The organism is Pseudomonas umsongensis (assembly GCF_002236105.1).
Taxonomy (GTDB): Bacteria; Pseudomonadota; Gammaproteobacteria; order Pseudomonadales; family Pseudomonadaceae; genus Aquipseudomonas; species Aquipseudomonas umsongensis.
Genome location: NZ_NIWU01000003.1, coordinates 118,671 through 139,404, shown reverse-complemented (window position 1 = coordinate 139,404; position 20,734 = coordinate 118,671). Strand labels below are relative to the sequence as shown.

General features: G+C 54.6%; 22 protein-coding genes and 1 pseudogene. 8 read left to right on the top strand and 15 right to left on the bottom strand.

Annotated features, from left to right (window positions below; all coding sequences use genetic code 11):
• Nucleotides 1–18: 18 nt before the first annotated feature.
• Nucleotides 19–111: pseudogene (locus PSUM_RS32650) on the bottom strand (hypothetical protein); the annotation flags it as partial.
• Between the two features lie 383 nt (nt 112–494).
• Between PSUM_RS32650 and PSUM_RS31725 the strand changes: the two are divergent.
• The 8 genes from PSUM_RS31725 (at nt 495) to PSUM_RS17200 (ending at nt 7,420) form a co-directional block, all read left to right on the top strand.
• Complete coding sequence (locus PSUM_RS31725) at nt 495–665, top strand: hypothetical protein (protein ID WP_020797973.1); 171 nt, start codon at nt 495–497, stop codon at nt 663–665.
• A gap of 88 nt (nt 666–753) precedes the next feature.
• Nucleotides 754–1,971, top strand: a complete 1,218-nt coding sequence (locus tag PSUM_RS17230; protein ID WP_020797974.1) for a YcaO-like family protein — start codon at nt 754–756, stop codon at nt 1,969–1,971.
• Nucleotides 1,952–2,632 carry a TfuA-like protein gene (locus PSUM_RS17225; protein WP_083349937.1) on the top strand — a complete coding sequence of 227 codons (681 nt, stop codon included), beginning with the start codon at nt 1,952–1,954 and terminating at the stop codon, nt 2,630–2,632. Before PSUM_RS17230 ends, PSUM_RS17225 begins: the two co-directional genes overlap by 20 nt.
• Complete coding sequence (locus PSUM_RS17220) at nt 2,629–3,393, top strand: hypothetical protein (RefSeq protein WP_042955428.1); 765 nt, start codon at nt 2,629–2,631, stop codon at nt 3,391–3,393. The genes PSUM_RS17225 and PSUM_RS17220 overlap by 4 nt, the downstream gene beginning before the upstream one ends.
• A gap of 9 nt (nt 3,394–3,402) precedes the next feature.
• Entirely contained in the window at nt 3,403–3,675 is a 273-nt protein-coding gene (locus PSUM_RS17215) for a MoaD/ThiS family protein (RefSeq protein WP_020797977.1), read from the top strand.
• 1 nt (nt 3,676) lies between these two features.
• Nucleotides 3,677–4,804 carry a HesA/MoeB/ThiF family protein gene (locus PSUM_RS17210; protein ID WP_020797978.1) on the top strand — a complete coding sequence of 376 codons (1,128 nt, stop codon included), beginning with the start codon at nt 3,677–3,679 and terminating at the stop codon, nt 4,802–4,804.
• A gap of 45 nt (nt 4,805–4,849) precedes the next feature.
• Nucleotides 4,850–6,154: an MFS transporter gene (locus tag PSUM_RS17205; RefSeq protein WP_020797979.1), complete on the top strand. Its 1,305-nt coding sequence runs from the start codon at nt 4,850–4,852 to the stop codon at nt 6,152–6,154.
• A gap of 45 nt (nt 6,155–6,199) precedes the next feature.
• Nucleotides 6,200–7,420, top strand: a complete 1,221-nt coding sequence (locus PSUM_RS17200; RefSeq protein ID WP_020797980.1) for a spermidine synthase — start codon at nt 6,200–6,202, stop codon at nt 7,418–7,420.
• Between the two features lie 53 nt (nt 7,421–7,473).
• Here PSUM_RS17200 and glmS read toward each other — a convergent pair whose 3' ends face one another.
• From glmS to PSUM_RS17130, 14 genes are all read right to left on the bottom strand, one after another.
• Nucleotides 7,474–9,306, bottom strand: coding sequence for a glutamine--fructose-6-phosphate transaminase (isomerizing) (gene glmS / locus PSUM_RS17195; RefSeq protein WP_020797981.1), 1,833 nt, complete (start codon nt 9,304–9,306; stop codon nt 7,474–7,476).
• Between the two features lies 1 nt (nt 9,307).
• Entirely contained in the window at nt 9,308–10,087 is a 780-nt protein-coding gene (locus PSUM_RS17190) for a DeoR family transcriptional regulator (protein ID WP_173667189.1), read from the bottom strand.
• 200 nt (nt 10,088–10,287) lie between these two features.
• Nucleotides 10,288–11,655, bottom strand: a complete 1,368-nt coding sequence (gene glmU / locus PSUM_RS17185) for a bifunctional UDP-N-acetylglucosamine diphosphorylase/glucosamine-1-phosphate N-acetyltransferase GlmU (RefSeq protein ID WP_020797983.1) — start codon at nt 11,653–11,655, stop codon at nt 10,288–10,290.
• Nucleotides 11,656–11,770: 115 nt separating this feature from the next.
• Complete coding sequence (locus PSUM_RS17180) at nt 11,771–12,196, bottom strand: F0F1 ATP synthase subunit epsilon (RefSeq protein WP_007969909.1); 426 nt, start codon at nt 12,194–12,196, stop codon at nt 11,771–11,773.
• 45 nt (nt 12,197–12,241) lie between these two features.
• Nucleotides 12,242–13,621 carry a F0F1 ATP synthase subunit beta gene (atpD, locus tag PSUM_RS17175; RefSeq protein ID WP_020797984.1) on the bottom strand — a complete coding sequence of 460 codons (1,380 nt, stop codon included), beginning with the start codon at nt 13,619–13,621 and terminating at the stop codon, nt 12,242–12,244.
• Between the two features lie 27 nt (nt 13,622–13,648).
• A complete protein-coding gene (gene atpG, locus PSUM_RS17170; RefSeq protein WP_008064595.1) occupies nt 13,649–14,509 on the bottom strand; it encodes a F0F1 ATP synthase subunit gamma in 861 nt (286 codons plus the stop codon).
• Nucleotides 14,510–14,559: 50 nt separating this feature from the next.
• Complete coding sequence (gene atpA / locus PSUM_RS17165; protein ID WP_020797985.1) at nt 14,560–16,104, bottom strand: F0F1 ATP synthase subunit alpha; 1,545 nt, start codon at nt 16,102–16,104, stop codon at nt 14,560–14,562.
• 21 nt (nt 16,105–16,125) lie between these two features.
• Nucleotides 16,126–16,662: a F0F1 ATP synthase subunit delta gene (locus PSUM_RS17160; RefSeq protein ID WP_008064599.1), complete on the bottom strand. Its 537-nt coding sequence runs from the start codon at nt 16,660–16,662 to the stop codon at nt 16,126–16,128.
• A gap of 12 nt (nt 16,663–16,674) precedes the next feature.
• Nucleotides 16,675–17,145, bottom strand: a complete 471-nt coding sequence (locus PSUM_RS17155; protein WP_008064601.1) for a F0F1 ATP synthase subunit B — start codon at nt 17,143–17,145, stop codon at nt 16,675–16,677.
• A 58-nt stretch (nt 17,146–17,203) separates the two neighbouring features.
• On the bottom strand, nt 17,204–17,461 hold the full coding sequence (gene atpE, locus PSUM_RS17150; protein WP_003097235.1) for a F0F1 ATP synthase subunit C: 258 nt from the start codon (nt 17,459–17,461) through the stop codon (nt 17,204–17,206).
• Nucleotides 17,462–17,595: 134 nt separating this feature from the next.
• Entirely contained in the window at nt 17,596–18,465 is an 870-nt protein-coding gene (gene atpB / locus PSUM_RS17145; protein ID WP_020797986.1) for a F0F1 ATP synthase subunit A, read from the bottom strand.
• A gap of 16 nt (nt 18,466–18,481) precedes the next feature.
• A complete protein-coding gene (locus PSUM_RS17140) occupies nt 18,482–18,889 on the bottom strand; it encodes a F0F1 ATP synthase subunit I (RefSeq protein ID WP_008064605.1) in 408 nt (135 codons plus the stop codon).
• Nucleotides 18,890–19,037: 148 nt separating this feature from the next.
• Complete coding sequence (locus PSUM_RS17135; protein ID WP_008064607.1) at nt 19,038–19,910, bottom strand: ParB/RepB/Spo0J family partition protein; 873 nt, start codon at nt 19,908–19,910, stop codon at nt 19,038–19,040.
• Nucleotides 19,911–19,919: 9 nt separating this feature from the next.
• The gene (locus tag PSUM_RS17130; protein ID WP_008064610.1) at nt 19,920–20,717 is read right to left on the bottom strand and encodes a ParA family protein; all 798 of its coding nucleotides are present in this window, start codon (nt 20,715–20,717) and stop codon (nt 19,920–19,922) included.
• Nucleotides 20,718–20,734 lie beyond the last annotated feature (17 nt).

Genomic DNA, 20,734 nt, shown 5'->3' with positions numbered 1-20,734 from the left:
CGATCAGCTGTGGATAACTTATTCCACAGTCACCGATTTCGCCAGATTGCGTGGTTGGTCGACGTCGGTGCCTATCGGCGCAGGAACATAGTATGACAGCACGTTTTTGGGGAAGATGTTGGTCGCTACTAAAAATTAGATCTGCCCCTGAAGCGTCCGTTTCTTTGCCCACCACGAAAATATCGAGAATCCAGTGAGTGGACTTCACATTACAACGTTGAAGTGACATGAAAATACGGCAAAACATTACTAATCAACAACTTATAAAAGGCAATTTAATATCGACTAATAAAGCGGCAAAATTAATACTCCACCCCAACACTCCAATTACTGTAAGAAAACTTACCAACCTTTGTAAGCCGCATCCGTAAAATATCAAATCCATAATATCCCCACCTCAAATAATTTGACACCACCAGTGGTATCTGCAAAAAATCATCACCGCTACACAACGATAATTTCTAAAACGAAATATTAGGGAAAGGACACGAAAAATGGATACCACAATCAATAACGAAACCTTCGATCTTGCACTAGATGCAGAAACTGCGGAGAAGTTCTCTGACATTCTTAACGATGAAAGCCTGATGCACGCCGGCTTTGTAGCACACCAGTCAAACAACAACGTGTTGACACTGCCTGAAGACAGTAAAATCGCAGCCTGACAAAATTGGAGGGAAGCGATTCCCTCCATTTTCTCCATTGTGCCTAACATGATACTGACAACTCTTATTAATCAGAGTGGGATAATTTATGCAAAGGCTTAGTTCGAGTCTTCGTCGGCGTAGTGCCGAAAATACATTAGATATTATCATTAACGATATTGCTCCACGACTGGGAATCACCCGAGTTACCGATACAACTTGGTTGGATCGTATTGGAATTCCGGTATTTGCAAGCATACGACCAGATGCATTGAATGGCTCTCTGTGCGTAAACGCCGGCAAAGGATTGAGACCAGCAGAAGCCAAAATAGGCGCATACATGGAGGCTATCGAGTTCAGCCTTGCGCAATATAATACTGCGCAACTTAAACTGATAAAGACCACTCCAAGAAAAATCATTGAAAGCCACGATGGGCAGATAGACTTCAACCAGTTCTGCATGTTGTATGGATTTTTCGCCGACGCCGACTCGCTCATCATGGCCATCGAAGTCGAAGATGTATTGCGCAAGAAAGAAGCGCTTGCGCCCGCAGAACTGGTGTTCATTCCATATTCCGAAAACCCTGGGCAACGACTCTTCGGGGAAAGCTCCAGCGGCTTGGCATCAGGCAATGACTTGGTGGAAGCCTCGGTACACGCTGTTTGTGAACTCATGGAACGCGATGTTCAAGCTTTTAATCACCTACATGATTGTTCCTGCTTCGTTAATCTAGACTGTTACAGTGCAGAAACCGAAGCCCTGATCAATAAAATCAATGCCGCGGGATTGAGCTTGTCGGTTCGTTACACCGAGAATTGTTTTGGTCTAGCCTATTTTCAAGCTTTTATCATGGAAGAGTCCTTCCAGGCTCCCATATCGGTAGCCACCGGCTCGGGTTTGCATCCAATAAAAGAAATTGCATTGATCCGTGCTATCTGTGAGGCAGCCCAAAGCCGTTTAAGCCACATCCATGGAGGCCGGGACGACATCATCGAGCGTGTCAAATACTTCGAGAAAAAAGGCCGTTCGGCCGAGCTTCAGGCTGTATCACGCTTGCGTGCCGAAGCCACTTCCCGGGCCCAGACCATCGATTACTCCTCCATCAATTGCCAGGAAGCGGCGATCCCCACGATCGAGTCAGCTTGGGAGTTACTCATTGAACGTTTGCAGCGTGCAGGGCTGAATACCGTGTTAAGGGTCTTGCTCAGCAAAGCGACTGACGACATTACTGTGGTAAGAGTCATTGTTCCGGGGCTGGAAACGTTCGAACCCGGTTTGAAAAGGATCGGTCCGAGGTTACGTACGTATGTCAAACAAAGCGCTTGAGGTATGCACGCTGTTTGCTGGCCCCTCCCTACAAGGAATCGACAGTCAATTACTGCGGGGTGGCGGACTGGAGTTATGCCCCCCCGTCAAACGCGGCGATATAGAACGCATAGTGCTGCAATCGCCACCGTCGAACCTCGCTATTGTCGATGGAGTGTTTCATTCACACCCTGCCGTCGGTCATTCCGAGATTCTCGCCGCTCTGGGTGCCGGTTGGCGCATTTGGGGATTGTCGTCCATGGGTGCCATTCGCGCATGTGAAATGGATGGGCTTGGAATGACAGGTTTTGGTGAAGTATATAAACAATTTGCGAACGATCCGGATTTTTCCGACGACGAAGTGACGCTGATACATCAAGCACAAGAGCCTTATCTCCCACTGAGCGAACCGCTTATTCATATCAGACAGTTTTTAAAACAGTGGACAGCTGAAAATATAATTACGCCAGCACAAGAACAACACATACTTAGCCATCTAAAAAACATGTGGTACGGACATAGAACCCTTGATTGTTTAAAAAAATCTTTGTTGACGCTCCCGATTGATGCAAAAAAAATAGACTACGCTATTGCTAATTTTTCTACCCACAGAATTAAAACCAATGACTTGAAAAATTTTCTAATAACGCAACCATGGACAAGGACGGAAAAAAATAAATGACTCCATCACAGATTTTGTATGAAATAAATGGCCTGCCCTTTGTGCACCCCGAGTTCAATAGTACAAAACTTTTGACACTTGTCGCTGTCGTACGTAAAAACATCGATGGAGGCGAGTTACATTTAACTACTTATTTGCAACCGGATTTTGCTACTACCCTGTATAACCGGCACGTCGCAGGTGCACCAGAATTTCCGCCTCATCAAGCGCTTAGTAACGCCGAGCAGTTAATGATAGCTGAAGCGAAGAACAATCTAAAAGCGTTGCTGCCGGAATGGAAAAACTTACTGGATATACCGATTAAAATACACAAACTGCTGAATCAACAAGTCAGTCTGACCAACCCCTTACTGCCCCAACAGATGTTCTTAGGTGAAGCCGCGTTTACGACCATTACGGACCTTGAAGAATTTTTGGTGCATGAGCTATCCCATATCTGGTCAAGTTTGATCGCCGAGATTTACGATTTCCAACTCAAGAACAGTTCGAACAACTACGTACTGCCATCAGGAACAGGCGGGAAGAACCCTAGGGGTGTCTTGCTGGCTTGCCTGTTTGCGGTCAGCGCAGTGAACTACTATCAGCGCTTGCTGACTAGCGGTTCCGTGAGAGCTCGTTCCGAACGCCTCGTTTACTTGCACCAATATTTCTTCAAAAGTCTGGCCACTCTCCAGGCTTCGGACGAACTGTCCGAAATGGGAAAATTGATCACATCCAGGCTGGATGCGTTTTCTGGCGACCTGACAACCAAATCTATTTAAGGATGACTCATGGCAGTCGTACACTTTCCCCGGCAGTTCATGTCCTACACCAATCAGCATAAAACACATACCACTGAGGGTTCGTGTGTCAGCGATGTGCTAAATAATCTGACTGCACATTATCCCGATCTGATTGGGCCGGTCTTCACTGCGGATCTCCACCCACTGCCGTTCGTGGGGCTGTTCGTCGACGGGATGTCCGTGACCAGTGAGCACGACCGTCTTCGTCCTCTGGACAGTAATGCGCAATTGATTCTGATCAGCGCAGTGGCAGGTGGCTGACATGCAATGCCACCTAAAACCGGAAACAACCCGTTACGCTCGCCAAATCATCCTCTCTGAGGTTGGCACCCAGGGGCAGCAACGCCTTAGAGACAGTAAGGTGCTGGTGGTTGGCGCAGGAGGGTTAGGCTGTCCAGTAATCCTGTATCTGGCAGGTGCCGGTGTCGGGACAATCGGCATCGTTGATAACGACACCGTCGACGTGAGCAATCTACACCGACAAATTCTCTATGCGATTGCCGATGTAGGCGACCTGAAAGTGTTGGCAGCTAAACGCCGCATCAACGAGTTGAATCCGGACATTATGGTCCACACCTTTGACACGACTTTGAACTCGGAGAATGTTCTACCGCTGCTGACGGAATACGACATCATCGTTGATGCAACTGATAACTTCGTCGCCAAATACCTGATAAGTGACGCTTGTATCATTTGCGAAAAACCAATGGTCTATGCCTCGATCAGTCAGTTCGAGGGTCAGGTGGCGGTCTTTAATTATTACAACCGGCATACTCAACAATGGGGGCCGTGTCTCCGGGACCTGTTCGAAACGCCGCCCCCACCGCATTTGACCCAAAACTGCTCGGAAGCAGGCGTTCTTGGCGTCATACCTGGTTTGCTCGGTTGCTTTCAGGCTAATGAAGTACTCAAGCTTATCCTCCGTGTCGGGGAGCCCTTGAGCGGACAATTGTTGTCTATCGACTGCCTCGACAACACTTTCCGCCTGTTGAGTATCAACACAAAAATCCAGGATCGCCCCCCTAGTAAGATGCTTGGTGTTATGACCACGCCTATATGGCGCAATAGCGACTGGCTGTCCCCCGACGCACTACATGACTGGATAGCTAAAAAAGTGCCATTTCAATTGGTCGATGTGCGCGACGTCAGCGAGCATCAACAAGGTTCGCTGGGTGGCCGACTGATTCCGCTCAAAGACATCATCAAGCGCCAAGCAGAACTCGATACCACCCGCCGTATCGTTTTTTATTGCAGATCCGGCGTCAGGAGCAAGGCCGCCCTACTGGCAGTTCGCAGCCTCGACCAGGAAGCGGAACTCTATAGCCTGGAGGGTGGCATAGAACGATATCTGGCGATTTATCCTGATGAACACTACCCCGTCGCTTATTGAACGCCCCTGATTACGCAGTCCCCCTATCCGCACTAAGGAACGTCAATGTCTGCACATTTTTCGGGTAATGCGTGGGTCTTTCCCGGCACCGACCGCCGTTTGCTGAAAGTGCAATTCAGCTTCTTGCTGATGGTCCTGGGGGGACGTTGCAATCAACTGGCGGTCGCCTGGTGGGCATTACAGGAAACAGGCTCTGCGCTCTATTTTGCCAACATGGTCGCTTGTTCCATCGCGACGGAGGTCTTAGCCAAACCCTTGCTGGGATGGCTGGGAGACAAATACAACAAAATCCTGATCATCAAGCTGGCCTCATTGATAAGCTTGCTGACAGCGCTGTTGATGATGATGCTGTCAGCTATGGGGTCGTTTAACCCCTGGACGGTTGGCACGCTAATGATGATCAGCAGCGCGATTGTCGGCGTGCGCGACCCTCTCCAAGCATCGATCATTCCTTTATTTGCAGATGACGATAAAGTTTCCCTCGCCTTTCGGACCAAAAGCGTGATGTCGTCATTTTCAATTTTGCTCGGGCCGGCTCTGGCCAGCGGGTTGATTTACGGATTCGGTATCACCTTCGCCTTTGTCGCCGACTTTATTGCGATTCTCGTCGCTGGAGCGCTGATAGCGACCATCCCGAATCGCATCGGTGCCACTGATCAAGGCGAAAAGGCCGAGTGTGTCAGCGGCTTCAACATGATTTATTCCGGGTTCAAAGTTATTTACGGAGTGAAGGTCGAATTTTATCTGGCGATCATCGCAATGCTTATTAACTTTGCACTATTTCCATTCTTCACCATCCTGATCCCACTATATGTAAAGGACGTCATCCAGTTCCCGGTCACTTATATCGGTCTCCTGGATTCTTGTTTCGGGCTGGGTATTTTAGCGGGCAGCTACAAAATCATCGGCTGGCTATCCGACTGCGTCCCCCGTGATATGTGTGTGTCTGCCGGTTTTGCATTATTGGGATGCAATCTGGTGGTAGTTGGCACCGTTTCATCGTCATTAATCGTACCTGCTGCCTTCTTCTGCGGCGGTGTCGGCTTGATGTTGATCAACATCCCAACTTCAGCTGTGAGGTTATTGGCGACGCCAAAGCTCCACCGCAACCGGATTTTTGCCACCGTGTCATTTCTGTCGGCAGCGGCCAGCCCCTTGGGCAGTTTCGCGATGAATACCCTAGTTGCCTCTTTGGGAGTCGAAATGACAATCACGCTTCTGGGCGTCATGGTGCTGTTGTTGTCTCTGCTCGTCTTTCTGGTACCCGACTTCAAAACTTTCATGCGTTCCCAAGATATGCAGCTCAACGATGCCTACCTCGATAAATACCCTAAAGCGTTTGCGCACTGAAGCGCTTCGTCGCCCTTCGCATCTCACAAACGGAGTGACTTCCAGATGCCCGACCTAAAGGATCGACCTGAATCTGTCCGACACAAACAGATCTTCTGCGGCCAATACTATGACGACTTGGGCTGCACGGGTTTCCTGGGGGATCCATCCAAGGATCGTATCTCGGTTCTGATGCTGGGACTTTCGGACGGTGTGGCGCTGGCGCCAATCGGCGCCAGTACTAGAGTGGCCAGTCTGTTGGCCGTTGATATGGATGAGACCGCACTGGTGCGCAGCCTGGACAATCGGAACCGACTTGCAGCGCATATCGACTTTGAAAGTGTGGTGGCCGATGCCGCTAACTTCCTAGTCGTCACCTCCGACCGGTACGACGTCATTATTGTCGACCTCTATACCCAGAGCGGTTATGCCTCGATCGTGTTTGATCACGGGTTCCACCAACTTTTGAAATGCCGACTCCAACCCCTCGGTCATGTGGTGTTCAACGGTTTTGGCGTCCCTATGAATTTGGACCCGTTCAATGGACCAACGCCCCAAGCTTGGCTCGCTCACTGTTTGAATGACAGTTGGGGCGACATTCATTACCTTCCTCACCGCCGCAATGCGACTTTCGTTATCGGCCCACCGCCTGCAACTAAACTGGATACCATTCCTTCAGCGGAGTTTTTATGCCCCAGTGACCGGCTCTTTATGGACATCATGAGCCTTCGCTTGCGCTATCTGACACCCGCGGTTATCCGTCACGCGTCGCTTGTACCCCCCGCACTGGACTTCGTCGGAATCGATCTGGAAGTGCGAAAACGCTGGATGGAATCGTTACCGGCCTTATCTGCATTGCTTCCAGCCTCACTAAAGCTGAGCGCGCCCAGCGATCTTCGCGAGTTACTGGATGACCCGGATGCATGCCAAGCGCTTCAAGAGCGATTATTTAAGGAGAAGTCACCGTTGCGCATCACCCTGGCCTTGCTGATCGCAGGCGAAGTCAACTTCTCTGACCGAGATGTATCGTGGCTACCAGACTGGGTCGTAGCGACAATTGAGAACAGTGTAGAGATCCACCCACGAGAGTGGCTGGAGGGTTTATTCCCCTACGCCTTTGGCGTCATTACGCACAGAGCTCAAGTAGACGCATCTAAAGTGGAAGGATTTCGAAGGGCGCTAGCACGATTGTCACCTAGTGCCACCTACACACCCACAGCGACAAAATTGCTTGAAAATATCGACTTGTCGGGGGCGACGCCAAACCGCCACCCCCCACTCGTTTAGTCAATGCTCCGGAAAAATTTTCGAAAGCATCAACTCGATCAGCTGTGGATAACTTATTCCACGGTCACCGATTTCGCCAGATTGCGCGGTTGATCAACGTCGGTGCCTTTCAGCACAGCCACGTAGTACGACAGCAACTGCAGCGGGATGGTGTAGAGGATTGGCGACAGGATGTCGTGGATGTGCGGCATGTGCACAACGTGCGTGCCTTCACCATTGGTCATGCCAGCCTTCTCATCTGCGAAAACGATCAGTTGGCCACCCCGGGCGCGGACTTCCTGGAGGTTGGACTTCAGTTTCTCCAGCAGCTCGTTGTTTGGCGCTACGGTCACCACTGGCATGTCGTTATCCACAAGCGCCAGCGGGCCGTGCTTCAGCTCGCCAGCCGGGTAGGCTTCGGCGTGGATGTAGGAAATTTCCTTGAGCTTGAGGGCCCCTTCCATCGCGACCGGGAACTGTGCGCCACGCCCCAGGAACAGGGTGTGGTTCTTCTCGGCGAACAGTTCAGCAATTTTCTCCACGGTGCTGTCCATCGCCAGCGCTTCACCCAGGCGGGTTGGCAAGCGACGCAGTTCTTCGACCAGTGTCGCTTCAACGCCTTTGGCCAACGATCCGTGAACCTGGCCCAGGGACAGGGTCAGTAACAGTAGACCCACCAATTGCGTAGTGAAGGCTTTGGTAGACGCCACGCCGATTTCGCGGCCTGCCTGGGTCAGCAGGGTCAGGTCGGATTCACGCACCAGAGAGCTGATGCCGACGTTGCAGATCGCCAGGCTGGCGAGGAAACCCAGTTCCTTGGCATTGCGCAACGCAGCCAGGGTGTCGGCGGTTTCGCCGGACTGAGAGATGGTCACGAACAGGGTGTCGGGTTGCACCACGACTTTACGGTAGCGGAACTCGCTGGCAACTTCGACTTGGCAGGGGATGCCGGCCAGTTCTTCGAGCCAGTAACGCGCAACCATGCCGGCGTGATAGCTGGTGCCGCAGGCAACGATCTGCACATTGCGCACTTTGGCGAACAGTTCAGCGGCCTGTGGACCGAAAGCCTGTACCAGCACGCCGTTCGGGCTCAAACGACCTTCCAGGGTGCGCTGCACCACGGACGGTTGCTCGTGGATTTCCTTGAGCATGAAATGGCGGAACTCGCCTTTTTCAGCCGCTTCGGCGCCATCGCGATACTGCACGGTCTCACGCTCGACAGCCTTGCCGCTGACATCCCAGATCTGCACGCTGTCACGGCGAATTTCGGCGATATCACCCTCTTCAAGGTACATGAAACGGTCAGTCACCTGACGCAGTGCCAATTGGTCGGACGCCAGGAAGTTCTCACCCAGGCCCAGGCCGATCACCAGCGGGCTGCCACTGCGGGCTGCCACCAGGCGATCAGGTTGCTTCGCGCTGATGACTGCCAGGCCATAAGCACCGTGCAGTTCCTTTACTGTTGCCTTGAGGGCCTCGGCCAGGTCAGGAAGGTCCTTGAGTTTGTGGTTCAGCAGGTGGGCGATGACTTCGGTGTCAGTGTCTGAAGTGAAAACGTAACCCAGAGACTTGAGTTGTTCACGCAGGGCTTCATGGTTTTCGATAATGCCGTTGTGCACCACGGCCAGATCGCCAGAGAAGTGCGGATGCGCGTTGCGTTCGCACGGTGCACCGTGAGTAGCCCAGCGAGTGTGGGCAATACCCAGACGACCAACCAGTGCTTCTTCGGCCAAGGCCTGCTCGAGTTCGCTGACCTTGCCCGGGCGACGCGCGCGCTCGAGCTTCTGATCGTTGGTGTACACCGCCACGCCGGCGCTGTCATACCCACGGTATTCCAGGCGCTTGAGGCCCTCGACCAGGATGGCGGTGATATTACGTTCTGCAACTGCGCCGACAATTCCACACATGTTATTTCTCCTGACTGACAGCCGCGCAAATCAAAGTGATACCGCGGGCTTGAATCTGATCCCGCGCTTCGAGCGACAGGCGATCATCGGTAATGAGGGTATGGATGCTGCTCCAGGGCAGTTCCAGGTTGGGAATCTTGCGACCGATCTTGTCGGCCTCCACCATCACGACCACTTCACGGGCGACTTCTGCCATCACTCGGCTAAGTCCCAGCAGTTCGTTGAAGGTGGTTGTACCGCGGACCAGATCAATACCATCGGCGCCGATGAACAATTGATCGAAGTCGTAGGAGCGTAGTACCTGCTCGGCGACCTGCCCCTGAAAGGACTCGGAATGCGGGTCCCAGGTGCCGCCGGTCATCAACAGCACCGGCTCATGCTCGAGTTCGCTCAAGGCATTGGCGACGTGAAGGGAGTTGGTCATCACCACGAGGCCCGGTTGCTGCCCCAGTTCCGGAATCATCGATGCGGTGGTGCTGCCGCTGTCGATGATGATGCGTGCGTGTTCGCGAATCCGTGCAACAGCTGCGCGGGCAATGGCCTGCTTGTACCTGGAGACCGGTTGACTCAGGTCGGCCACTAATTCCTGAGGCAAGGTGATGGCGCCGCCATAACGACGCAGCAGCAGACCGTTGCTTTCAAGTGCGGCCAGATCCTTGCGAATCGTAACTTCAGAGGTTTCGAAGCGCTTTGCCAATTCATCCACACTGACTTCGCCCTGCTCGTTGAGCAAGGCCAGGATGTTGTGGCGCCTTTGAGGTGTGTTGCGCTTCGACATGATTTGATAAGTTTCGATTCGAAAGATAACGGAAGCAATCAAAACCTATCGAGGAAATTTCGTCAAGCGCGGATCGATCAAAAGACTCTATGGATAAAATAATTAACAGCAAGCCCCCTGAGGTAAGCGAGGCCAGCCGGTTAATATTATTAACAGCCATTTTGCTGTGAATAACTTCCACAAAACACCGAGGTGTGGATAACTTAGCTCTTCTTGAGCTTCTCTGGTCGCTTCCAACCGTCGATGTTCTTCTGGCGAGCACGGGCTACTGCCAACTGCGCTTTATCCACAGTAGAGGTAATAGTCGAACCGGCTGCCGTAGTCGCACCAGACAAGATATCCACAGGTGCCACCAACGAGTTGTTGGAACCGATGAACACGTCTTCACCCAGCACCGTTTTCCACTTGTTGGCGCCATCGTAGTTACAGGTAATGGTGCCCGCACCGATGTTGGTGCGTGCGCCCACTTCGGCATCGCCAAGGTAGGTCAAATGGCCTGCCTTGGCACCTTCGCCCAGGTGAGCATTTTTCAACTCGACAAAGTTACCCACATGCGCCCGCGCTTCGAGCACAGTGCCTGGACGCAAACGCGCGAACGGACCGGCATCGCTGCCTTCACCGAGAATCGCCCCTTCGATATGGCTGTTGGCCTTGATCACGACGCCTTTACGCAAGGTGCTGTCCTTGATCACGCAGTTCGGGCCAATGACCACGTCGTCTTCAATGACGACGTTACCTTCGAGGATCACATTGATATCGATCAGCACGTCGCGACCCACACTGATATCACCCCGGACATCGAAACGGGCCGGGTCGCGCAAGGTCACGCCTTGAGCCATCAAGCGACGGCCGGCGCGCAGCTGATAATGACGCTCAAGATCGGAAAGCTGCTTACGGTCGTTGGCGCCCTGCACTTCCATGGCGTCGTGGGGCTGTTCGGTGGCCACCACCAGACCGTCGCTGACTGCCATTTCAATCACGTCGGTCAAGTAGTACTCGCCCTGCGCGTTGTTGTTCGACAGGCGACCCGTCCAGTCGGCCAGGCGATCGGCCGGAACCGCGAGGATCCCGGTATTGCCTTCCTTGATGGCGCGCTGGGCTTCGTTGGCGTCCTTGTGCTCGACGATGGCAGAGACCTTGCCATCATTGTCGCGAACGATGCGGCCGTAACCGGTTGCGTCATCCAGTTCGACGGTAAGCAGGCCCATCTGCCCAGGCACTACAAGCTTGAGCAAACGCTGCAGGGTTTCGATTTCAATCAAGGGCACATCACCGTATAGCACCAGCACGGTGTCGGACTTGATGAAAGGAACGGCCTGGGCCACGGCATGACCGGTACCCAATTGTTTGTCCTGGAGGACGAAGTTCAGATCGTCAGCGGCCAGGCGCTCGCGTACCACATCGGCACCATGGCCAATCACCACGTGAATGCGCTGTGGATCAAGTTGTCGGGCGCTGTGGATAACATGGCCGAGCATCGAATTGCCGGCAATCGGGTGCAAGACCTTTGGCAGGGCCGAACGCATGCGGGTGCCCTGGCCAGCAGCGAGGATAACGATTTCAAGAGACATGACTGGCTACCAATCCTGGGTGGTCAGCGGCTGCGACCAACGTGATGAATATCGGAAAAATAAAAAAGGGTAGCCGAGGCTACCCTTTTTAATCAATCACACAACAAGCGCTGCCTTAGTGGCCGAACTTCTTGCGGATCTGCTGGACGGTACGCAGCTGGGCTGCGGCCTCGGCCAGACGTGCGGCAGCGGAACCGTAATCGAACTCCGCGCCCCGCTCATGCAAGGCCTTTTCGGCAGCCTTGACGGCTTCCTGAGCGGAAGCTTCGTCCAGGTCGGCAGCACGTTGCACGGTGTCGGCAAGAACCTTGACCATGTTCGGCTGAACCTCGAGGAAACCACCGGAGATGTAGTACACCTCCTCTTCCCCGCCCTGCTTGACCAGGCGGATCGGACCTGGCTTCAGATTAGTGATCAGCGGCGCGTGACCCAGAGCGATACCAAGATCACCCAGTGCACCGTGCGCAATCACCATCTCGACCAGACCGGAAAAGATTTCCCCTTCCGCGCTGACGATATCGCAATGGACTGTCATAGCCATCTGATTGCCTCAACCTAAATTAGCGCCCGTTTCCGGGCGCCGGGATTACAGTTTCTTGGCTTTCTCGATCGCTTCTTCGATGCCGCCAACCATGTAGAACGCTTGTTCTGGCAGGTGGTCGTAGTCACCGTTGAGGATGCCTTTGAAGCCAGCAATGGTGTCTTTCAGGGAAACGTATTTACCCGATGCACCGGTGAAGACTTCAGCCACGAAGAACGGCTGCGACAAGAAACGCTGGATCTTACGAGCACGGTTTACCAACTGCTTGTCGGCTTCCGACAGCTCGTCCATACCCAGGATCGCAATGATGTCCTTCAGTTCTTTGTAACGCTGCAGAACGTACTGGACGCCGCGAGCGGTGTCGTAGTGGTCCTGGCCGATAACGTTCGGGTCCAGCTGGCGCGAAGTCGAGTCCAGTGGGTCTACCGCTGGGTAGATACCCAGGGAAGCGATGTCACGGGACAGAACGACGGTGGCGTCCAAGTGGGCGAAGGTGGTCGCTGGCGACGGGTCGGTCAAGTCGTCCGCAGGTACGTATACCGCTTGGATCGAAGTGATCGAACCTTCCTTGGTCGAAGTGATACGTTCTTGCAGAACGCCCATCTCTTCAGCCAGGGTCGGCTGGTAACCTACTGCCGAAGGCATACGGCCCAGCAGTGCGGATACTTCAGTACCGGCCAGGGTGTAACGATAGATGTTGTCGACGAACAGCAGAACGTCGTTACCTTCGTCACGGAACTTCTCGGCCATGGTCAGGCCGGTCAGTGCTACGCGCAGACGGTTACCCGGCGGCTCGTTCATCTGACCGTAAACCAGTGCCACTTTGTCCAGAACGTTGGAGTCCTTCATCTCGTGGTAGAAGTCGTTACCCTCACGAGTACGCTCACCCACACCGGCGAACACGGAATAACCGCTGTGCTCGATGGCGATGTTACGGATCAGTTCCATCATGTTTACGGTTTTGCCTACACCGGCACCACCGAACAGACCAACTTTACCACCCTTGGCGAACGGGCAAACCAGGTCGATAACCTTGATGCCGGTTTCCAGCAGGTCGTTGCCGCCTGCTTGTTCAGCGAACGAAGGCGCTGCACGGTGGATACCCCAACGCTCGTCGGTGGCGATTGGGCCAGCTTCGTCGATCGGGTTGCCCAGTACGTCCATGATCCGGCCCAGGGTCGCTTTACCGACCGGTACGGAGATGGCTGCGCCAGAGTCGGTCACTTCCAGACCGCGCTTCAAGCCCTCGGTGGAACCCATCGCAATGGTACGAACCACGCCGTCGCCCAGCTGCTGCTGAACTTCCAGGGTGGTTTCAGCCGCGCTCACTACTTTCAGCGCGTTGTAGATGCTCGGTACGCTGTCGCGTGGAAATTCCACGTCGATAACGGCGCCGATGATTTGAACGATACGTCCGCTACTCATAGCTGGATCCTCTGAATATTTGAACCGTTAAACCGCGGCAGCGCCGCCGACGATTTCCGAGATCTCTTGGGTGATCGCAGCCTGACGCGCCTTGTTGTAGACCAGCTGCAAATCGCTGATCAAATCACCGGCGTTGTCGGTAGCGTTCTTCATCGCGATCATCCGCGCAGCTTGTTCAGCCGCGTTGTTCTCGACCACCGCCTGGTAGACCTGCGACTCAACGTAGCGGACCATCAAGCCGTCAAGCAGCTCTTTGGCATCCGGTTCGTAGAGATAGTCCCAGTGGTGCTTGAGGTCCTGATCCGGGGTTGCCACCAGTGGAATCAATTGCTCCACGGTAGGCTGTTGCGTCATGGTGTTGATGAACTTGTTGGAAACCACGGACAGGCGGTCAATACGGCCGTCCAGGTAGGCATCCAGCATCACTTTGACGCTACCGATCAAGTCGTTGATCGACGGCTCTTCACCCAGGTGGCTGATAGCTGCTACGACGTTGCCGCCGAAGTTGCGGAAAAAGGCCGCACCCTTGCTACCCACTACACACAGATCAATCTCGACGCCTTTCTCGCGGTTTACCGCCATGTCCTTGACCAGGGCCTTGAACAGGTTGGTGTTCAAGCCACCGCACAGACCACGGTCACTGCTCACTACGACATAACCAACACGCTTGATTTCGCGGTCGATCATGAACGGGTGGCGGTATTCCGGGTTGGCGTTGGCCAGATGCCCAATAACCTGGCGGATGCGCTCCGCATAAGGACGGCTAGCAGCCATGCGCATTTGTGCCTTGCGCATTTTGCTGACCGCCACTTTTTCCATGGCGCTGGTAATTTTTTGCGTGCTTTTGATGCTCGCAATCTTACTGCGAATCTCTTTTGCGCCTGCCATGTAACACCTATCAGGTTAGCAAGCGGGAGCCTTGCGGCTCCCGCTGCGGCTTACCAGGTTTGGGTGGCCTTGAACTTCTCGATACCGGCTTTCATGCCAGCGTCGATATCGTCATTGAAGTCACCCTTCACGTTGATCTTCGCCATCAATTCGGCGTGATCGCGGTTGAAGTAAGCAATCAGCGCTTGTTCAAAGCTGCCGACCTTGGCGATTTCGACGTCAGTCAGGAACCCACGCTCAGCGGCATACAGCGACAACGCCATGTCAGCGATCGACATTGGGGCGTATTGCTTCTGCTTCATCAGCTCGGTAACGCGCTGACCATGCTCAAGTTGCTTACGGGTCGCTTCGTCCAGGTCAGAAGCGAACTGGGCGAATGCCGCCAGTTCACGGTACTGAGCCAGAGCGGTACGGATACCACCGGACAGCTTCTTGATGATCTTGGTCTGAGCGGCACCACCCACACGGGATACCGAAACACCGGCGTTCACTGCAGGGCGGATGCCCGAGTTGAACATGGCCGATTCCAGGAAGATCTGACCGTCGGTGATGGAAATCACGTTGGTCGGAACGAACGCGGAAACGTCGCCAGCCTGGGTTTCGATGATCGGCAGTGCGGTCAGGGAACCGGTTTTGCCGGTCACTGCGCCGTTGGTGAACTTCTCTACGTACTCTTCCGAAACGCGGGATGCGCGCTCCAGCAGACGGGAGTGGAGATAGAACACGTCGCCTGGGTAAGCTTCACGGCCTGGTGGACGGCGCAGCAGCAGGGAAATCTGGCGGTAAGCCACTGCTTGCTTGGACAGATCGTCATAAACGATCAGCGCGTCTTCACCGCGGTCGCGGAAGAATTCACCCATGGTGCAACCGGAGTACGGTGCCAGGAATTGCAGCGCAGGAGATTCCGAAGCACTGGCAGCCACGATGATCGTGTTGGCCAGGGCGCCGTTTTCTTCCAGCTTGCGAACCACGTTGGCGATGGTCGATTGTTTCTGACCAATGGCTACGTATACGCAGAAAATGCCGCTGTTCTTCTGGTTGATGATCGCGTCGATCGCCAGAGCGGTTTTACCGATCTGACGGTCACCGATGATCAGCTCACGCTGGCCACGGCCGACAGGGATCATGGCATCGACAGCCTTGTAGCCAGTCTGTACAGGCTGGTCTACCGACTTACGCCAGATCACGCCTGGAGCAACTTTCTCGACCGCGTCGGTCTCGGTGTTGCCCAGTGGACCTTTGCCGTCAACAGGGTTACCCAGTGCGTCGACTACGCGACCCAGCAGTTCCTTACCAACTGGAACTTCGAGGATGCGGCCGGTGCACTTGGCGCTCATGCCTTCAGCCAGAGACTGGTATGCGCCCAAAACAACGGCACCTACGGAGTCTTGCTCCAGGTTGAGGGCCATACCGTAGACGCCGCCCGGAAACTCGATCATCTCGCCGTACATGACGTCGGCCAGACCGTGAATCCGCACGATGCCGTCAGATACGCTGACGACAGTGCCTTCGTTACGGGCTTGGGAGGTCACATCGAGCTTGTCGATGCGGCCCTTGATAATTTCACTTATTTCGGAAGGATTGAGTTGCTGCATTGCTCTGCTGCCCCTTCAAACTCAAGATTTCAATGCTTCGGCAAGTTTCGCGATTTTGCCGCGAATCGAGCCATCGATAACCAGGTCGCCGGCGCGGATTACGACACCACCTATCAGGGCGGCATCCTCCGCAACTTGCAGGCGCACTTCCCGGTTGAGTCGTGCACTGAGAACCTTGGCGAGTTTGTCTTGCTGTTCTTGGTTCAATGCAAATGCACTGGTCACTTCAACGTCTACCGACTTCTCTTGCTCGGCCTTGTACAGGTCGAACAGAGCGGAAATCTCCGGCAACAGCGGGAGACGGTCGTTTTCGGCAACGACGTTGATGAAATTCTGTGCCTTGGCATCGAACTTGTCGCCGCACACGTCAATGAACGTGGCGGCCTTTTCTGCGCTCGTCAGTCGCGGGGCCTTGAGCACGCGCTGCAGGGTATCGTCTTGCGATACCGCTGCTGCCAGGCCGAGCATGGCTGACCAATTGGCCAGTTGCTGGTGGGCCTGAGCGTGCTCGAAGGCCGCCTTAGCGTAAGGTCGGGCCAACGTGGTCAGTTCTGCCATGATCGCCCTCGCTTAGATTTCAGCAGCCAGTTGGTTAACCAGCTCTGCGTGCGCGTTTTGATCGATTGTGGCACCCAGGATCTTCTCGGCGCCGCCGACTGCCAGCAAGCCCACTTGGGCACGCAGCGCGTCTTTGACACTGTTCAGTTCCTGTTCGATCTCGGCCTGAGCCTGAACCTTCACACGGTCAGCGTCGATACGGGCTTTTTCAACAGCCTCTTCAACAATCTGATTACCGCGTTTCTTGGCTTGCTCGATGATTTCAGCTGCCTGAGCTTTCGCTTCGCGCAGTTGCTGACCCGCTTTCTCTTGGGCCAACTCCAGGTCGCGAGCTGCACGGCTGGCAGCGTCCAGACCATCAGCGATCTTCTTTTGACGTTCGTGCAATGCCGCAATGACCGGAGGCCATACGAACTTCATGCAGAACAGTACAAAAATCAGGAACGCAACGGACTGGCCAATCAGGGTCGCATTAATGTTCACGCCAACACCTCGCAGTTACGTTGTCCATCACACCAAATTACCCGGATTATCCGAGTAATTAGCCAGCGATCTGACCAACGAACGGGTTCGCAAAGGTGAAGAACAGAGCGATACCAACACCGATCATGGTTACGGCGTCGAGCAGACCGGCAACGATGAACATTTTAACTTGCAGCATTGGAACCATTTCTGGCTGACGCGCTGCGCCTTCCAGGAACTTGCCACCCAACAGGCCGAAACCAATTGCGGTACCCAGTGCGCCCAGGCCGATCAACAGTGCAACAGCGATAGCGGTTAGACCAACTACAGTTTCCATCTTTCCTCCCGACTTTTACGTCGTATGGTTTAGGTTTTTTTAATTTAAAGCGGTAAAACAAATCGTTTCAGATGCCCCGTGAGGAGCACCCTCCCGTTTGACCGGGAGGGACATCAGACTAGTCGAGACTGGTCTTAATGGTTTTCTTCGTGCGCCATCGACAAGTAAACGATGGTCAGCATCATGAAGATGAACGCCTGCAGGGTGATGATCAGGATGTGGAACACAGCCCACGCCCACTGCAGAACAACGCCCAGGCCACTAAGCCAGAGCAGGCCGCTGCCGAACATCACAGCGATCAGAATGAACACCAGCTCGCCGGCATACATGTTGCCGAACAGACGCAGGGCCAGGGAGATCGGCTTGGCGATCAGGGTCACGAATTCCAGCAGGAAGTTCACCGGGATCAGCAGGGCCTGAACGAAGATGTTCTTGCTGCCGAACGGGTGCAGGGTCAACTCGCCGATGAAACCGCCGAGGCCCTTGACCTTGATGCTATAGAAAATGATCAGTGCGAAAACCGAGAACGCCATGCCCAGGGTCGCGTTCGGGTCGGTCGTCGACACGGCGCGGAACGGGATGTGGGAGTCGCCGGAGATCAGGATGGCCAGCTGAGGAATCCAGTCGACCGGTACCAGGTCGACGGCGTTCATCAGGAACACCCAGACGAAGATGGTCAGTGCCAGCGGTGCAATCACCGGGCTACGGCCATGGAAGCTGTCTTTCACGCTGCCATCGACGAATTCGACCAATACTTCAACGAAGTTTTGCAAAGCACCTGGTTGCCCGGAAGTCGCTTTCTTGGCCGCCATGCGGAAAAGAAGAACGAAGATCAGACCCAATGCGACCGACCAGCCGAGGGTATCGACGTGGAAAGCCCAGAAGCCCATTTCCTTGGCTTCTGCTGCGGTGTGGGCAAAGCCCCAGCCGCCGGTAGGGTGCTGACCGAAGGTCAGGTTCTGCAAGTGGTGCTGGATATAGCCCGAAGCGGTTGTTTCTGCCATGGTTGCCTCAAACGCCCTAAGGTCTCGAAAGTCTTGTTCTCATCAGCAGGGGAGCGAACCAGCTGACTGACTGAGTCAGCACGAAGACACCGAATACTGCAATCGGTGCCAGTGGCTTCACACCTGCGAACACCAGTGCAAACAGCACTGCCGTCAAAATCAGTTTGCCTGCCTCGCCGGCATAAAAAGACCGGACGATGGACTGGGCTGCTCGGGCGCCGGAAAACCGAAATGCCCTGTGAGCAAAATAAACATTGGGCAGCAAGGCTATCAGGCCTCCGCAAAGTCCCGAGTACCCGGCAACGACTCCATGCCATTGCCAGAGCGCCAAAGCAGCAATCAGCAAAACGACAAATTGAGCCATTAACACCGGAAAAACTGCCAGGCGATGGAAGGGCAAGCGGTTTGGCGTGCGGGTTTCCATCACTATTGCTCTCCAATGGTCGGCTGCCAGAATTCAATAACTTGGCATAATTTGTGCCGACAAAATGCGCGCAGAGTATAGGGGCGGTTCTGCCCCTATTCAACTGTCAGGTAGTGATTTCCGACTGCGCGCTACATAAGGAATTGTTTCAGCGAATGTGTGCGAGCACACCCTGAAGTTCATCCAAAGAGTTGTAGCCGATAACCAGTTGTCCTTTACCCTTCTTCCCGTGGCGGATCTGCACCGCAGAGCCTAGGCGCTCGGCCAGGCGCTGTTCCAGGCGAGCAATATCCGGGTCCGGTTTCGAGGGTTCCACGGGCTCCGGTTTGCCACTCAACCACTGGCGAACCAGTGCTTCAGTCTGGCGCACGGTCAGTCCGCGTGCGACAACATGTCGCGCCCCTTCAACCTGCTGATTATCCGGCAAACCGAGCAATGCACGCGCATGACCCATTTCCAGGTCACCGTGGGACAGCATGGTCTTGATGACTTCCGGCAGCGAAATCAAGCGTAGCAGGTTGGCCACGGTTACCCGGGACTTGCCCACGGCTTCGGCGACTTGTTGCTGGGTCAGCTGGAATTCGGTCTGCAGGCGCTGCAAGGCCACCGCTTCTTCGATCGGATTGAGATCTTCGCGCTGGATGTTCTCGATCAGCGCAATGGCGATCGCGGTTTCATCCGGTACATCACGCACCATCGCCGGGATGGTTTCCTGGCCAGCTTGCTGGCTGGCACGCCAGCGGCGTTCCCCGGCAATGATTTCGTAGCGACCACTACCGATCGGCCGCACAACGATCGGCTGCATCACGCCTTGTGCCTTGATCGATTGCGCCAGCTCTTCGAGCGCCTGGGGATCCATATCGCGACGCGGCTGGTACTTGCCGCGCTGCAGCAGATCCAGCGGCAGGTGCTGCAGCTCTCGCTGATCGGCCTGCACCGCCTGTTCTTCCAGCGCGCTGACACTCGGACCACTCAGCAGTGCATCCAGTCCACGTCCGAGACCTCGTTTCTTGACGGCCATGGGGATTCCTTAAGTTGCCTGAGCAGCGGCGATGCGTGAGTTTTTGCGTTGGCGACGGACCATTTCGCCCGCCAGGGCCAAATAGGCCACGGCACCGCGCGATGATTTGTCGTACGCCAGGGCCGGCATGCCGTAGCTCGGCGCTTCCGCCAGGCGAATGTTGCGCGGAATGACCGTGTCGTATAGCTGATCGCCGAAGTGTTCCTTGAGCTGGGCCGATACATCGTTCATCAGGCTCAGGCGCGGGTCGTACATCGTACGCAACAGGCCTTCAACCTTGAGGTTCGGATTGAGCAGCTCGGCGATGCGCTTGATGTTATCCACAAGGTCGCTCAAGCCTTCGAGTGCGAAATACTCACACTGCATGGGGATAATCACCCCGTCGGCGGCTACCAGTGCGTTCAAGGTCAGCATCGAGAGTGACGGCGGGCAGTCGATCAAAATGTAATCGTAGTTTTCGCGGATCGGCGCCAACGCACTGCGCAGGCGGCTCTCCTTCATCTGCATTTCCAGCAGAACCACTTCGGCCGCGGTCAGGTCCCGGTTGGCCGGCAACAGCTGGTAACCGCCGTGCTCGGAGAAATGCATGGCCTGGGCCAGGTCGCATTCCCCGATCAACAGGTCATAGACCGAGTTTTCCAGGCCGTGTTTATCCACACCGCTACCCATGGTGGCGTTGCCCTGTGGATCGAGATCGATCAGCAATACCCGACGCTTGGTTGCGACCAGGGATGCTGCGAGGTTGATACAGGTGGTGGTCTTGCCCACACCACCCTTTTGGTTCGCTATCGCGAATACCTTAGCCATTCTTGCTTGTGTTCCCA